The organism is Acinetobacter sp. B-6 (genome assembly GCF_056930735.1).
Genome location: NZ_JBXPBY010000001.1, coordinates 106,206 through 121,541, shown reverse-complemented (window position 1 = coordinate 121,541; position 15,336 = coordinate 106,206). Strand labels below are relative to the sequence as shown.

The window sequence follows — 15,336 nt, the reverse complement described above, 5'->3', positions numbered from 1 at the left end:
TTTTCAGCCCCAATACTGACTTTTTAAAACCATAAAACCAATCCAAAGAAAAAGTAACGTCATCACACTTACAATAAATATCACACTGATCAGCACATATCTCAACCAAGCGGGTTGACGATTCAGTGCTTGGCTAAAACCTGACAAATGCTTTCTTAATCGTCCCACTACATACATCGAACCGGCAATAGCCACGGCAAAAACCAAAAAATACTGGGCAATAAAAAAGATTTTAGCGAGCCACGACCCTCTTAAATCAAACCACCTCTGAGAATAAAATAAAAAAGCGTCTTGGGGTTGTGCTGGGTTAACCCAAACCTCAAATTCATGCTTGTTTATTGAATGTTCAAACTTTTGCTGTGAAGATTGCTTTAAAGTATCAGATTGATCTGTAACCCACAGATAATACTGCCGAGTAATATCAGGTTGTTCGACTGTATACATCTTTTGTTGATAACGATACTCATAGATCACATTCATATAAGCAAAACTGGTACTGCGCCCGATTCGATACTGTTCAGCAGAGTAATCAATGATACGAACGTGTTGTACTTTTTCCCAAGTCGGATGCCAGAGTTTAAATTCTTCAAATTGTATACGTGGTGAAGCGGTATAAACACACTGCAAAATAAAATAGCTACAGATCAACACCAAAGCATGCACATGGCTGTGCTTGGAAAGAGAAAATTTGCGCCCTAGAAATACAGAGAAAATGATATAGAACAAGAACACATAGAGAAAAATGTGAATATTTTCATCTGCAATAAAATAGAAAAATATGCCAAAAATCACAAATACAGCTACAAATATAACGCCTAAATATTGTTTGATTTGATATGAATGCATTATTTGCCTTTATTATGATGTTGATCGCTTTATTGATACTGAACTATTTTTCATACAGATTTTGCCCAAAAACTAATTCTATCTTTTAGTTGAATATTAACCAACTACATTTGAACTCTAATAAAATCTAGGTACAATAGTCGCCAGTCGAGGGATGCTGCGACTTTTTCACAGGCACATAAATGTGAAATCGCTAGGCTCGACGATTCGGTCAGACATTCGTGCTGGTCAACAACGGCATCCGCGAACTGAATGATCAATATTTGTTATTTATAAAGGAGATCGTGATGAACGCGGTTAATGCTTCATTTACAGATTATAAAGTTGCTGATATTTCCCTAGCCGATTACGGTCGTAAAGAAATCAAACTTGCTGAAGCAGAAATGCCAGCATTGATGGGTTTACGTAAGCGTTACTCAGCAGCAAAACCACTTGCTGGTGCAAAAATTCTTGGTTGTATCCATATGACCATTCAAACCGCTGTTTTGATTGAAACATTGGTTGAACTTGGCGCAGAAGTACGTTGGACTTCATGTAACATCTTCTCGACACAAGATCACGCTGCTGCGGCTATTGCAGCTTCTGGTATTCCAGTATTTGCTTGGAAAGGTGAGACTGAAGAAGAATACATGTGGTGTCTTGAACAGCAAATCAATGTAAATGGCAAACCTTGGGATGCCAACATGATTTTAGATGATGGCGGTGATTTAACTGCTGTTGTTCATGAAAAATATCCTGAACTCATCGCTAAAATTCATGGTATCACTGAAGAAACAACTACAGGCGTACAACGTCTACATGAAATGTTCCGTGATGGAACATTGAAAGTTCCAGCAATCAATGTCAATGACTCGATTACCAAGTCTAAAAATGACAATAAATACGGTTGCCGCCATTCTCTGAATGATGCCATCAAACGTGGTACAGATATGCTTTTATCTGGACGTCGTGCACTCGTAATTGGTTATGGTGATGTGGGTAAAGGTTCTGCTCAATCACTTCGTCAAGAAGGCATGATTGTTCGCGTAACTGAAATTGACCCAATCTGTGCAATGCAAGCATGTATGGACGGTTATGAAGTCGTTTCTCCATACAAAAATGGTGTTCAAACAGGTAAGAAAGAAGATATCAATTTAGACCTTCTTCAAAATACTGACCTCATTGTGACCACAACAGGTAACTACCACGTGTGTGACTCAGCAATGTTGGATACTTTAAAAGCAGGATCAGTGGTGTGTAACATTGGTCACTTCGATACTGAAATTGATACCAACTATTTACGTGGCTACAAATGGGTTGAAGTTAAACCACAAGTACACCAAGTTTATCGTACAGAAAATGAAAACGATTATTTGATCCTTTTATCTGAGGGTCGTTTGGTTAACTTAGGCAATGCAACAGGTCACCCTTCTCGTGTAATGGATGGTTCTTTTGCCAACCAAGTATTAGGTCAAATGCATCTATTTGCTGAAAAATTTGCAGATCTTCCAGAAGATCAAAAAGCAGCAAAAATCCGTGTTGAATTAATTCCTAAAAAACTGGATGAAGAAGTTGCTGCTGCAATGGTTGCTGGTTTTGGTGGTGTATTGACACAATTGACTCAAGAACAAGCAGACTACTTAGGTGTGCAAGTTGAGGGTCCGTTTAAATCTGAAGCTTATAAATACTAAGTTTTCATTCTATCTACCCTACACTTTCAAAGTTTATATATTGAAAGTGGATATCCTCTCTTTAGGGAGAGGATTGGGTAAAAGTGAAAGATATTAAAAAGCATTTATAAAAAAGGATTTAATCATGAGCAAACGTATTCCCATTTCGTTTGAGTTTTTCCCAACCAAAACCGACGCAGGTGCGGAAAAACTTAAAATCGTTCATCAAGAATTGCAACAATTCAATCCAGAGTTTTTTTCGATTACTTATGGTGCTGGTGGTTCTACCCGTGAACGTACTTTAGCCGCAATTAATGATTTTAATGGTAAAGGTACACCTGTTGCCCCACATCTTTCATGTATTGGAGATGATAAGGCACGCATTGCTGAATTATTAGATATTTATAAGGCACAGGGTATTGATCGTATCGTTGCATTACGTGGTGATTTACCATCAGGTCAAGTTGGGCTAGGTGAACTTCCTTATGCGACCGATTTGGTTCGTTTTATTCGTGAACATACTGGTGACCACTTTAAAATTGAAGTCGCAGCATACCCAGAAATGCATCCTCAAGCGGAAAGTTATGATGCAGATATTCAACACTTTATTGAAAAAGTAAATGCTGGAGCAAATGCAGCCATTACTCAATTTTTCTTTAATCCAGATGCCTATTTCTATTTTGTAGATCGTATCCAAAAAGCAGGAATTGATATTCCTGTTGCACCAGGCATTATGCCAATTACCAATGCCAGTAATTTAATTCGCTTTGCTGATGGTACGGGTGCTGAAATCCCACGATGGATTCGTAAGCAACTTGCCACTTATGGTGATGACTCTGCCAGCATTAAAGCCTTTGGTCATGAGGTTGTGATTAAGCTGTGTGAACGCCTCATTGCAGGTGGTGCACCGAGTTTGCACTTCTATACAATGAACCACACTGAACCGAACCGTCAACTTATCCTTGATCTTGGCTTAGCTTAAATCAAAAAATTGAATTCCTTACTTGTGAGTTAAACTGAATGCCTCGCTTTTATATTGAAACGGATCTGGCTGTCGATACGACAGTTGAACTGACTGAAACCGTATTTCATCATTGGGTTAAGGTATTACGTGCACAAGTTGGTGAACAAGCCACTTTGTTCAATGGGCAAGGTGGAGAATATGAAGTGCGCTTAACAGAGGTTGCTAAAAAGTCAGCTTCTGTTGCGGTGCAATCATTTCACCCCGATAATCGGACACCTGCTTTTAATGCTTTGCTAGGACAAGTCATGAGTAAAGGTGATCGTATGGATTATGCCATACAGAAAGCAGTTGAACTTGGTGTATCCAAAATTCAATTACTGACTTCTGAGCGTTGTGAAATGCGTTTAAAATATGACCGCGATCAAAAAAAGCTTGATCATTGGCAAGGTATTGCGATTGCTGCTTGTGAACAGTGTGGGATGAATATTGTGCCTGAAATTCTTGCTCCTTTGAGCTTACAAAGCTGGCTGGAAAGTAAATTACCAGAGACTCGTTTTGTTCTTGCTCCTGAAAAAGAGCAAACCGATGTTCTAGCAAATGCATCCTCAAATCTTGCACTGTTGATTGGTCCAGAAGGTGGACTTAGTGAAGCAGAAATCTTGACAGCGAACCAATATGGCTTTAAAAATTGGTGTATTGGTCAACGTGTATTAAGAACCGAGACTGCACCTATCGTTGCCCTGTCTATTTTGAATTATTATTTCCCATAAAAGTGACTTCTATCACACAAAGCAATTGCAAATTTGGTGATTTCACAGTATTTTAGTAGCAAAGAGACTATTAATTAACAAATTTTCAATAGTTGCTCCCCTTAAACCTACGCATTCTAAAAATAGCAGAGGTGCAACAGCTAATGAATGATGTTCAGGAAGAGCTTCTTTCATATGATGTGAATTCATCGAACATCAGAAAGACTGTTAAAAATATCCGAATTTTTTTTATTTGGGTATTATTTACGTGCATTTGTGATGCCTTTATTTATCTTTATTTGTTTAAGACACATACCGATTTACTGACATCTTGGTTTGCTACCACTGTTTTATTTATCCTGTCGATCTGTATTTTTCTAACTTGTATGCTGTATCAAAAGAAAAAAAAATCTTTTAAGCATATGCATGTATTTTTTCAATTTTTTAGTCTAATTCTAGGCAGTCTCTTTGGTATTGGCATCTATATTATCAATTTAGAATTGACCAAATTACCCGATACACTTAACCCTTTTTATTCTTTTCTTTTATCCAGTTTTTTGTTGAGTTTTTCTTATGTCATGGCGATGAACTTTCTGAATCAACGATTCAGTTATTTCACCGCTTTGTTTGTCCCGTCTTCGATTCCTGTTTTCAGCATTCCATTACTATTTCCACAAAATACCAATGAAGTGTATAGCACAGTATTTATTGTTTGGTTCGCATTGTTATTTTTCAGTGCATATATCTCACATAAAATTTACTTGAATTCGGAAATTTTAAATCTAAAAAATCGCGTATTGATTAGACAATCTCAGCAACAACTTGAACAATCAAAAGGTTTACAGCTTCAACTCAAAAATGAAATCTCCAAAACTGAAACCATGAAAAATGAGTTGCAACTGCATAATCATTTATTAGAACAAAAAGTTAAAGAGCGAACATACGATTTTAAGCAAATGAATGATCGTCTTGAGAATCATCAAGCCAATCTTACCTTTGCACATGAAACCGCTGGAATCCATTCATGGGTCTGGAACATAGAGAAACGTACCTTTGAAATAGCCGACTCAAAGAGTGATGCTGAATTTAGACAATTAAATCTTAAACAGAACAGTGTAGATGATTTCATTCATCCTGAAGATATTGAAAATTATAAAACGCTACTTAAACAACATCTCAAAGGCAAGACTGAACGTTTTGAAGCAATTTATCGTGTAAAGCGCGATGATCAATGGTGCTGGATTCAGGATATTGGTAAAGTAGTTTCAAAGAACTTTAATAATAAACCATTAAGAATGGTGGGTATTCAACGCAATATTCAAAAAGAAAAAACAGATCAAGAAAAATTAAAACTGGCTGCGAATGTTTTAGAACAAGTGGCTGAAGGTGTATTTATTTTAGACAATAATTTGTGTTATTTAGAAGTAAATCCCTATTTTGAACAACTTCTGGCATATACCGAAAATGATTTGATTGGTCGCCATCTCTTTGATATTACACTCAACAACAATGCACGTACGCAAAAGATGTATACGGTGATTACCCAAAGTTTAGTCCAACATGGTGAATTTGAATCAGAATTACAAATTGATTTCACATCAGGGAAAAAGTTGGTGCTTTGGGTACATATTAATGCGATTTATGATGAAAAAAATAAAATTTCAAACTATGTAGGCATTATTACGGACTTAACTGATCGCAAAAAGCAGGAACAACGACTCTCTTATTTAGAACACTACGATATCCTCACCGATCTACCTAATCGCTTTTATTTCAAGCAACGCCTGCATCATTATTTAACCCATTATTCGAGTACATTTAAAAACTTTGCGGTTTTACGCATTAACATTGATCGTTTTAAACTGTTTAATGAGTTCATGAGCCATAAAGAAGGTGATGAATTACTCAAACGAGTGGCGCATCGTTTAAGATTATGTTGTAGCAATGCCTCGCTTATTGCCTATTTGAACAATGATGATTTTGCTGTGATATATAATTTAAACAGTAATATCAATATTCATCAGCATGCACAAAACATCCTAGATGCATTTAAACAGCCATTTGAAATCAATGCACAAGAACAAACCATTACGCTTTCAATTGGGATTGCCCTGTACCCAGAGCATGGGCTGCAACTGGATAGTTTAAATGGTCACGCAGAATCTGCTTTGAGAGAAGCCAAACGCTTAGGTGGTAATACAGTTTATTTTTATTCTGATAAAAAAACACCTTTACTCAATCAAGGTATAAACTTAGAAAGCGAACTTCGAAAAGCGATTAAACATAAAGAGTTGACTGTCCACTATCAACCTAAAATCTGTGTTAAAACACAACGTATTTATGGTTTTGAAGCTTTAGTACGTTGGCATCATCCTACACTGGGCTATATTTTGCCTGATATTTTTATTCCACTGGCAGAAGAAACCAGTTTAATTTCTGATATTGGATTGATCGTATTGCATGAAACCTGTAAACAGATTCAGTATTGGCAATCTCTTGGCTTTGATCACTTTAGAGTATCCATCAATATTGTTGCCCAACAAATCTATCGTGGTCAGTTGATTGAAGATATTGATTATGCGCTTAAAAAATATAATATTTCTGGTGATATGCTTGAACTTGAATTAACTGAATCTTCTTTATTTGAAAAATCAGACCAAGTCAATTTACTTTTAAAACAACTGAAAGATCGTCATATTTCAATTTCTTTAGATGATTTCGGTACAGGTTATTCTTCCCTCGCCTATCTCACCAGTTATCCATTTGATATTTTAAAAATAGATAAAGCCTTTATTTCAAAAATTGGTCAAGAGAAAGACGAAGCGATTGTGAATGCAATTATTGCCATGGGAAATGCCATAGGGATTACGCTTGTTGCTGAAGGTGTAGAAACCAAAGAACAGGCATTATTTTTAGAAAAACATGGATGCTATATTTTACAAGGATTCTATTTTTCTAAAGCACTTTCTTCAGCAGACAGTACAAAATATTTAGAACAGCATAAGCTAATTACGATTTGCTAATTTTTTTAGACTTTAAATCTATAACTTTGTTGGAAATAACTGCTTTTTGACTGTCGGTATTGTTCAACAAATGTTATATTCGATCAAATTTAGTCAAACCACCAGCCTCGCTGGAACATGTAATAATCGAGATTCAGATGGATGATCAATCTTTAAAACAGCAAGCCCTTTACTATCACGAATTTCCAACACCAGGAAAAATCAGCGTTACACCAAGCAAGCAATTGGTCAATCAACATGATCTAGCACTTGCCTACTCTCCTGGCGTCGCAGCACCTTGTTTAGAAATTGAAAAAGACCCTTCTAAAGCTGCGCTTTATACTGCGCGTGGTAACTTGGTCGCAGTGGTCAGTAATGGTACAGCCGTTTTAGGACTGGGTAACATTGGTCCATTGGCATCTAAGCCAGTAATGGAAGGTAAAGGCGTATTATTTAAAAAATTCGCGGGTGTCGATGTTTTCGATATCGAAATTGCTGAAAATGATCCTGATAAAATTGTTGATATCGTAGCAGCATTAGAACCTACTTTTGGTGGAATCAACCTCGAAGACATTAAAGCACCAGAATGTTTCTATATTGAACAAAAACTTCGTGAACGCATGAAAATTCCTGTGTTCCATGATGATCAACACGGTACCTCTATCATTGTTGGTTCAGCACTTCTCAATGCCTTACAATTAAACGGCAAGAAAATTGATGAAATCAAAATTGTCGCTTCTGGCGCTGGTGCTGCGGCACTTTCATGTTTAGATTTACTTTGCGCGATTGGTGCGAAAAAAGAAAACATCATTGTGGCAGACTCACGTGGTCTATTAACCACAAAACGTGAAGGCTTAGATGAGTCGAAAAAGCGTTATGTACAAGATATTGAAGGCTCTCAAATCGCAGATGTGATTGCAGATGCTGATATGTTCTTAGGTCTTTCAGCAGCAGGAATCTTGACCAAAGAAATGGTTAAAGTGATGGCAGCAGATCCGATCATCTTTGCCTTAGCCAACCCAGATCCTGAAATTTTGCCTGAACATGCACATGAAGTACGTCCAGATGTGATTATGGCAACAGGTCGTTCAGACTATCCAAACCAAGTCAACAATGCGTTGTGCTTCCCTTATATCTTCCGTGGTGCGCTTGACGTAGGTGCAACAACAATTAATGAAGAGATGAAAATTGCTTGTGTGCATGCAATTGCACGTATGGCACATGTTGAAGCAGATGCTGCATCTTATGGTGAAAAATCTGCATCGTTTGGTCGTGATTATTTAATTCCACGTCCACTGGATCAACGTCTGATTTTGGAAATTGCACCTGCTGTAGCACAAGCTGCGATGGACTCAGGCGTAGCGAGTCGTCCAATTACAGACTTCTCCGCTTATCGTCAACGTTTATCTGAGTTTGTCTATAACTCAGCATTGATGATGAAACCTATTTTTGCGCAAGCAAAAACTGCACCTAAACGTATTGCTTATGCTGAAGGTGAAGATCTTCGTGTATTACGTGCAGTACAAATTGCAGTTGATGAAGGTTTAGCACAACCTATTCTTGTGGGACGTACTTCTGTCATCGAAACCAACATTAAGAAATTGGGCTTACGTCTCGAACATGGTGTAAACATCACGATCGTTGATCAAGAGAAAAACCCTGATTACGATAAGTTTGCAGATGACTATTACAACTTGATGCAACGCAAAGGCGTAACGCCTGAGTATGCTCAACGTGAGTCACGTCGTCGTTCTACGCTGATCGCCGCAATGTTGGTTCGACATGGTTTAGCAGACGGTATGTTATGTGGTACTTATGCAAGTTATGACATTCATTTAGACTTTGTTAAAAATGTGATTGGTCTGAAAGAAGGTCGTAGTACATTCTTTACTCTGAACGCATTGATGCTTGAAGATCGCAATATTTTCATTGCCGATACTTATGTAAACACCAACCCAACGGCTGAACAGCTTGCTGAAATGACAATTTTAGCTGCTGAAGAAGTTCGTCGTTTCGGTATGACGCCACGTGTTGCTTTATTGTCGCATTCAAGCTTTGGTTCAGACCAAAACGATCCAAGCGCACAGAAAATGCGTAAAGTGTTTGAAATCTTGACTGAGATTGCACCAGAGTTGGAAGTAGAAGGCGAAATGCACGCAGATGCGGCATTAGACGAAAATATTCGTCATTTTGCATTCCCAAATTCTCGCTTCAAAGGTTCTGCAAACTTGTTGATCATGCCAAATCTTGATGCGGCAAACATTTCATTCAACTTGTTAAAATCTACATCAGGCAATAATGTAACGATTGGTCCTATTTTGCTTGGTGCTGCGAAGCCAGTTCATATCTTAACACCAACTGCAACAACACGTCGTTTGGTGAATATGACTGCTTTAACCGTTGCTGAAATTCAACAAGCTCAAGGCTAACCCAGCTTAGGTATAAATACTGCAGAACTTTAGTCAAGCAACTCAAGTTCTGTACTTGAGAAAACCTCTATTCTGTTGCATGATGGCATCAAGAATAGAGGTTTTTTCATGCAAGTTTATTTAGTAGGCGGTGCCGTTAGAGATCATTTACTCGGTCATCCCTATCACGAAAAAGATTATGTTGTGGTTGGTGCTACGCCAGAACAACTTCTTGCCCAAGGTTATCAACCTGTGGGAAAAGATTTCCCTGTGTTTTTACATCCAGAAACAAAAGAAGAATATGCGCTCGCACGTACTGAACGTAAGTCAGGACATGGGTATCATGGCTTTGAGTTTTTTACTGATCCCGATGTCACTTTAGAAGAAGATTTGATTCGCCGTGATCTCACCATCAATGCCATGGCAATGGATGATGCTGGTCAAGTTTATGACCCTTATCACGGACAAGATGACCTTAAACATAAAGTTTTACGTCATGTTTCTAGTGCTTTTGCAGAAGACCCTTTACGTGTGTTGCGTGTAGCACGTTTTGCTGCTCGATATGCTCAATATGGTTTTCGTATTGCCGATGAAACCATCAGCTTAATGCGCCTATTGGCTGAGTCTGGTGAGTTACAAGCTTTAACACCAGAACGAGTTTGGAAAGAAACTTCTCGTGCATTATTGGAAGATCATGCTGATGTTTATTTTGAAGTATTACGTGAATGTGGTGCTTTAAAAGTTTTATTCCCTGAAATTGATGCACTGTTTGGTGTACCACAACGACCTGAATATCATCCTGAAATTGACTGTGGTATTCATACCCTGATGTCTCTACAACAAGCATGTAAAGCCAATTATGCTTTGGATGTGCGCTTTGCTGTACTGGTACATGATCTGGGTAAAGCGCTTACGCCGAAGGATGAGTTGCCACGGCATATCATGCATGAAGAACGTGGTATTCAACCTGTTACGGCGGTGTGTGATCGTTTGCGTGTACCAACTCAAACCAAACAACTTGCCCTTGCTGTATGTAAAGAGCATTTAAAATGCCACCAAGCCTTTACTTTAAAAGCAGGCACATTATGGCGCTTACTACAACGTTTAGACGTATTGCGCCGTCCAGAGCGTGTTGAAGCGTTTGTTCAAGCCTGTGAATGTGATGCAAAAGGTCGTTTAGGTTTAGAAGATCGTGAATACCCTCAAGCCCATTTCCTTTTAGAGGTGATGAAAACTGTACGTAGCATCAAAGCCTCAGACTTACCATCAGAAGTTCAAGGTGCAGATATCGGTGAGATGCTGATTCAAAAACGCATCGAGGCGATTGCGCACTTAAAAGATCAATTAGGTCATCATCATACGGTTTAAGCAAAAAACCTCTCAGAAATTTGAGAGGTTTTAATTGTTATTCAAATATAGAAAGAAGAAAGGATTGATCTTGCAGAATTTAATTATTAAAACAAAAACTGCTCAATTGCTTACATCATCACAACGAAAAAACTTTGAAGTTTTACGCAAACCATTAATTCAATATGCAATTCGCTATCAACGTAATTATCCCTTTGATATCTTAGAGGAGGTTGCAGATTATTTAGAATACTTTATTCAAAATCCATTGTTCAGCATTGATCAAATTGAAACCAGAATCAAAGATCATATCGAAATGGGACAAAACGAATACTCGTTTAGTTTAAATGAAATTTCAAATGCATTTTCAATATTAATTCAAACAAAATATTTAACCCTAAACCATGTTTTATCTGCTTTAAATCATATTTTAATCGCGTATTCATTCAACTTTGAAAACCAGCTTTTTTTGAAACAAGAAGATAATTTTTTATTGAGCATATTAGAGAAATATAAAATTTATTAAAAAAGGACGATAGGTGCAGGGCTCGAACCTGCGTCCATTCGGTCCTAGAGCCGAACGTTCTACCACTGAACTAACCTACCATTTACCAGAAAAAAATTTATACCTTTTCAAAATACTGGCTAAAAAAGGATGATTGATTGCTACTCCATGTACCAATTCAGGTGTAGGCTTAAATGCTACAATACCATGTAACTTTGGTGCAATCCAACCCGATTTTTCAGGGTCTAAACTTACTGCCAAACATTGCTTGATCACATTTGTTTTGGTACACACTGCTTGCCCTTGTATAACCTCCCAAGGTAAGGGCAATTGAGACCAAACCAGTGTATTTGGGTCAAGCTTTCCACCTGATTGAAAATGCCATGCAGCAACATCTGCTGCCATAAGGCGTAATACTTTACCAAAACAGATCTCATCCAAAATTGAGTCCAAACCCAGTGCATAAATCAATTGCATCCATTGATCTCGTGCTTTATTCCAAGCACCTGCTGCGTGATTCCAAGTTGAAGAATCATTGCCTCGCTTTACGATCATGGTTTGCCGATCAATATCATTATTTTGCCAAAGTACTCGTAAAAAGTGAGCGATATTTTCTAAAGCACTGGTCCACTTCCCTAACAAGTTTCCTTTTTGTACTTCTGATAATTTTTCTAACACCTCAGGGGTAATATATACCTGAGCAATAGCCCACCAATTGGTAGTTTGATAATCGTTACAGCGAGTTAAAAGCATTTCACAGATTTCATCAAATGGTTGCTCTTGTGAAGTATTTGTAAAAACACTACGTAAGTTACATCGAGCAGTATAATATGCAATAAAACATGCTGAATTGAGATCTTGAGTAAAATCGTTATAGCCTAAATGATGTGCAAAACCATGCTTAGCAATTTTCTCATATTCCAGCTTTTGCAGTTCTTTTTGAATCGTCTGTTGCTTTTTTTCTATACGTTTAGCTAAACGCCATTTTTTATTATATTGCCGCTTTGATAATTGTAACTGCCTATGATCGCGCTCATTTTTGTTAAGCCTATCTTGAACAAAATCATTGTGTCCGACTTTTTTAAATAATGTTGCTTCGATCTGCTGTAAAAGAGAGTTAATATCGTCTGTTTTACAATAGTCCAATTCAGCGATTGGCTGAAAATGAAAAAGTGTATTTGCCGTATTTACTTGCTTTTGTGCGCCTACGATAACTCTAAAGTGTTCAGGCATTGAAGTATAAGCAATACTTTTACGCACGAGTGCATAACGTGCCGCCCTTTCTAATATTTGACGTTCATGCGCATTTAAATCTGATCCAATCAACTTTCTGATAATTTCAGCAATATCTTCTGGTCGTCTTCGCTCATTTAAGGATTTGTATAAAATTTCTATATCATTCATATTCTTATTATTCCTCATAAAACGAGTATGTTTATTCAATATATTCACCTATTATCCGACTATATGAACAATAGGTGAAAATGATGTTTTAAGACACATCCGCAGGAAATGTAATCACCTTTTCCAGCTTCATTTGGTTCATCACCACCATCAATAGACGATCGATTCCTAAAGCGATCCCTGCACATTCCGACATATTCGGCAAAGCCGTCAATAAATACTCATCGACAGGCATGACATGTAAACCAAGTTTTTCACGCTCAGCATTATCCGCTTGAAAACGACTACGTAAAACTGCTGCATCTATCAATTCATCATAGGCATTGGCAAGCTCAAGTCCCTCGATATAAAGCTCAAAACGTGCAGCAACTAACTCACCATCTTCATCAATTTTAGTTTTCGCCAATGATGCCAATTCTGGTGGAAAATCAGTTAAAAATACAGGTGTATCAAAGCCTAAACTCGGTTCAACCATATGTGAAAATAACAAATCAATATATGCCAAACGGTCATCACCCAAATCCAGATTTAACCCGACTCGGTGGGCTGCATCTTTAAGTTCTGACAAAGTTGCCTTAAGCGGATTTAAATCTAAACGATCAATAAATGCGTGTTTATAACTCAAGACTGTCGGACGAACATCGCCAAAACGTTCAGCCAAAACAACATTTAATAGATCTGTCACTTCAAACATCAAGTCTTTTAAATTAAAGTGCGGACGATACCATTCCAACATGGTAAATTCACTGTTGTGCTTGCGACCATGCTCATCATCTCGGAATACTTTACATATTTGATAAATTGCCCCGCTGCCACTTGCCAATAAACGCTTCATCGCAAATTCAGGAGAAGTCTGCAAATAATGCGTCAGCTTTTTACCTTGTAGATGGCGATGTGCTTGTATAGAAGCCAAATGAACATCTGTGACACCTGCTTGCGACAAGATAGGTGTTTCAACTTCCAAAACATCCCGTTGCTCAAAAAACTGACGAATTTGCTGATACAATTTTGCACGTGCTTTCAGTGCCTGAAGATCACAAGTCGGTTTAAAGTTAGTCATCATGCTTTTGGACCTCCATGAGCAGACCATTCACGGCGTAAAGGATAGCTTTTACGGAGATAATCAAACGCTTTTTGATCCACCTTTCCATCTTTTAGACAATCGCGCAAATTGTCATCATCACGCTGAATATTATAGATTTCAGTCAAATAGTTTTTCAGTGTCTGTTTAATACTATTGCCATAGAAATATTGTTCACAAGCAGGCAATTGTGATTCAAATTTCTTGTGTGCTGAGTAATCAAATCGTTTGCAAAATGCCTCGTAGATCATCTGTGTCCCTCTCGCCTTGCCCTCTAAACTATAGCCTGCGATATGGGGTGTTACGAGAGTAATTAAATCAAGTAAGCGTTGTGAAATTTCAGGCTCATGTTCAAATACATCGAGCACCACTTGACGTCGTGTTGTTAAAATATCTGCAATCAATGCCGCTTCTTCAATTACTGCACCACGTGCAGAATTAATGAGGATTGTTTCTGGATGCATCATTGCTAATGTTTCAGCGTTGATTAAATGATGTGTTGGATGTTGCCCTGTGTGTGTTAAAGGTACATGTAGGGTCACTGCGTTGGAATTTTTAAGTAATTCTTCAAGTTCAACTTGTCTAATGCTGCCATCTTGCACAAAAGGATCATGACCGATCACATTCCAGCCCAATAATTGCGCCATGTAAGCTAAACGTGTTCCCACATTACCTAAACCTACAATGCCTAAAGTAAACTGTTTTCCTGCGTCCAAGAATTCTGGATGAAGATGTAATAAAGCGGTGATGACGTATTCTGCAACAGCTTGTGCATTACATCCTGCTGCATTCGACCATGTAATTTGATGATTTTCTAAAGCTTCAATATCTAAGTGATCTGTACCAATTGTCGCACTTCCTACAAATTTTAATGCAGTATTTGCGATTAACTGTTGATTAACCTTTGTGACAGATCGAATCAATAAAGCATCAGCATCTTTAACATTGTCATGGCTAAGATTGCGCCCTGCTGCTTGATGAATTTCTCCGAATTCTGAAAAGAAATATTCAGTAAATGCTAGATTTTCATCTGCAACAATTTTCATAACACTATCCACACATTAAGCTGTCGCTATGATAAACCTTTGAACCTATTAAAACTATGTTGTTCATAAATCTAATTTCTAAAAAGTATGCCGCTTAAGTCAAACAGCCATATTCAATATCATTATTTAGACTTTTAAGTCTTGATAGAAGCAAATATTATCTAAATAATTAAATCGAATTATTCTGACGACTCATAATTATTAAGAAGCTTATAAAATAAAAAAACTCAGCCAAGTCCTTTATTTACAAAGCATTGATTGTTAATTTTAAATTTATAATAAAAAATTCATCAAATAGGACTTGTTAATCCAAGCACTTGCACTATAATGCCGTT

General features: G+C 37.5%; 11 protein-coding genes. 7 read left to right on the top strand and 4 right to left on the bottom strand.

Annotated features, from left to right (window positions below):
- Window positions 1-3 precede the first annotated feature (3 nt).
- Complete coding sequence (locus tag AC1Z3T_RS00570; RefSeq protein ID WP_004829203.1) at window positions 4-846, bottom strand: hypothetical protein; 843 nt, start codon at window positions 844-846, stop codon at window positions 4-6.
- Between the two features lie 287 nt (window positions 847-1,133).
- Here AC1Z3T_RS00570 and ahcY point away from each other — a divergent pair, with 287 nt between their 5' ends.
- From ahcY to AC1Z3T_RS00535, 7 genes are all read left to right on the top strand, one after another.
- A complete protein-coding gene (gene ahcY / locus AC1Z3T_RS00565) occupies window positions 1,134-2,516 on the top strand; it encodes an adenosylhomocysteinase (RefSeq protein WP_004829204.1) in 1,383 nt (460 codons plus the stop codon).
- A 124-nt stretch (window positions 2,517-2,640) separates the two neighbouring features.
- A complete protein-coding gene (metF, locus tag AC1Z3T_RS00560) occupies window positions 2,641-3,477 on the top strand; it encodes a methylenetetrahydrofolate reductase [NAD(P)H] (RefSeq protein ID WP_004829206.1) in 837 nt (278 codons plus the stop codon).
- Between the two features lie 38 nt (window positions 3,478-3,515).
- Window positions 3,516-4,229, top strand: a complete 714-nt coding sequence (locus tag AC1Z3T_RS00555) for a 16S rRNA (uracil(1498)-N(3))-methyltransferase (RefSeq protein ID WP_004829208.1) — start codon at window positions 3,516-3,518, stop codon at window positions 4,227-4,229.
- Window positions 4,230-4,372: 143 nt separating this feature from the next.
- Window positions 4,373-7,231 carry a sensor domain-containing protein gene (locus tag AC1Z3T_RS00550; protein ID WP_100885640.1) on the top strand — a complete coding sequence of 953 codons (2,859 nt, stop codon included), beginning with the start codon at window positions 4,373-4,375 and terminating at the stop codon, window positions 7,229-7,231.
- A 137-nt stretch (window positions 7,232-7,368) separates the two neighbouring features.
- Window positions 7,369-9,639: an NADP-dependent malic enzyme gene (locus AC1Z3T_RS00545; RefSeq protein WP_100885641.1), complete on the top strand. Its 2,271-nt coding sequence runs from the start codon at window positions 7,369-7,371 to the stop codon at window positions 9,637-9,639.
- A gap of 108 nt (window positions 9,640-9,747) precedes the next feature.
- Window positions 9,748-10,986 (top strand): multifunctional CCA addition/repair protein, encoded by a 1,239-nt coding sequence (locus AC1Z3T_RS00540; protein ID WP_100885642.1) that lies wholly within the window; start codon window positions 9,748-9,750, stop codon window positions 10,984-10,986.
- A gap of 70 nt (window positions 10,987-11,056) precedes the next feature.
- The gene (locus AC1Z3T_RS00535; protein WP_100885643.1) at window positions 11,057-11,491 is read left to right on the top strand and encodes a hypothetical protein; all 435 of its coding nucleotides are present in this window, start codon (window positions 11,057-11,059) and stop codon (window positions 11,489-11,491) included.
- A 75-nt stretch (window positions 11,492-11,566) separates the two neighbouring features.
- On the opposite strand, the gene AC1Z3T_RS00530 is transcribed toward AC1Z3T_RS00535, so the two are convergent.
- The 3 genes from AC1Z3T_RS00530 to AC1Z3T_RS00520 all read right to left on the bottom strand — a co-directional run bounded on the left by AC1Z3T_RS00530 (window position 11,567) and on the right by AC1Z3T_RS00520 (window position 15,001).
- On the bottom strand, window positions 11,567-12,874 hold the full coding sequence (locus AC1Z3T_RS00530) for a hypothetical protein (RefSeq protein WP_100885644.1): 1,308 nt from the start codon (window positions 12,872-12,874) through the stop codon (window positions 11,567-11,569).
- A gap of 88 nt (window positions 12,875-12,962) precedes the next feature.
- Window positions 12,963-13,937, bottom strand: coding sequence for an EF-P lysine aminoacylase EpmA (epmA, locus tag AC1Z3T_RS00525; protein WP_100885645.1), 975 nt, complete (start codon window positions 13,935-13,937; stop codon window positions 12,963-12,965).
- Complete coding sequence (locus AC1Z3T_RS00520) at window positions 13,934-15,001, bottom strand: 4-phosphoerythronate dehydrogenase (RefSeq protein WP_100885646.1); 1,068 nt, start codon at window positions 14,999-15,001, stop codon at window positions 13,934-13,936. Before AC1Z3T_RS00520 ends, epmA begins: the two co-directional genes overlap by 4 nt.
- Window positions 15,002-15,336: the final 335 nt, after the last annotated feature.